Here is a 1,293-nt window from a genome sequence, read left to right as displayed (position 1 = left end):
ATCACCGGGCGTGGCCCCCCTTCTCCCGAAGTTACGGGGGCATTTTGCCGAGTTCCTTAACCATAGTTCACCCGAACGCCTCGGTATTCTCTACCTGACCACCTGAGTCGGTTTAGGGTACGGGCCGCCATGAAACTCGCTAGAGGCTTTTCTCGACAGCATAGGATCATCCACTTCGCCACAATCGGCTCGGCATCAGGTCTCAGGCTACGTGTTGTGCGGATTTGCCTGCACAACGCCCTACACCCTTACCCCGGGACAACCACCGCCCGGGCTGGACTACCTTCCTGCGTCACCCCATCGCTTACCTACTACCACCTTGGGTCGGCGGCTCCACCACTTTCCTTTCCCCGAAGGGTCCGGAACGGCTTCACGGCCTTAGCATTGATGGGCTCGATATTGGGCGTTTCAAAGCGGGTACCGGAATATCAACCGGTTGTCCATCGACTACGCCTGTCGGCCTCGCCTTAGGTCCCGACTTACCCTGGGCAGATCAGCTTGACCCAGGAACCCTTAGTCAATCGGCGCACACGTTTCTCACGTGTGTATCGCTACTCATGCCTGCATTCTCACTCGTGAACCGTCCACAACTCGCTTCCGCGGCTGCTTCACCCGGCACACGACGCTCCCCTACCCATCACAGTCCCCGTTGGGGGTATGTACTGCAATGACACGACTTCGGCGGTACGCTTGAGCCCCGCTACATTGTCGGCGCGGAATCACTTGACCAGTGAGCTATTACGCACTCTTTCAAGGGTGGCTGCTTCTAAGCCAACCTCCTGGTTGTCTCTGCGACTCCACATCCTTTCCCACTTAGCGTACGCTTAGGGGCCTTAGTCGATGCTCTGGGCTGTTTCCCTCTCGACCATGGAGCTTATCCCCCACAGTCTCACTGCCGCGCTCTCACTTACCGGCATTCGGAGTTTGGCTAAGGTCAGTAACCCGGTAGGGCCCATCGCCTATCCAGTGCTCTACCTCCGGCAAGAAACACACGACGCTGCACCTAAATGCATTTCGGGGAGAACCAGCTATCACGGAGTTTGATTGGCCTTTCACCCCTAACCACAGGTCATCCCCCAGGTTTTCAACCCTGGTGGGTTCGGTCCTCCACGAAGTCTTACCTCCGCTTCAACCTGCCCATGGCTAGATCACTCCGCTTCGGGTCTTGAGCGTGCTACTGAAGCGCCCTGTTCGGACTCGCTTTCGCTACGGCTTCCCCACACGGGTTAACCTCGCAACACACCGCAAACTCGCAGGCTCATTCTTCAAAAGGCACGCAGTCACGAGACGGTA

At 57.5% G+C, this 1,293-nt stretch carries 1 rRNA gene (cut by a window edge); it reads right to left on the bottom strand.

What is annotated here, in order from left to right:
• Nucleotides 1–1,293 (bottom strand): 23S ribosomal RNA (locus ACFYX3_RS41990) (its annotated part continues 142 nt past the right edge of the window); the annotation flags it as partial.

This window comes from Streptomyces sp. NPDC002463 (genome assembly GCF_042889835.1).
Lineage (GTDB): Bacteria > Actinomycetota > Actinomycetes > Streptomycetales > Streptomycetaceae > Streptomyces > Streptomyces nymphaeiformis.
The sequence above is the reverse complement of the archived record's forward strand: the minus strand, read 5'-3'. Positions and strand labels throughout refer to the sequence as shown.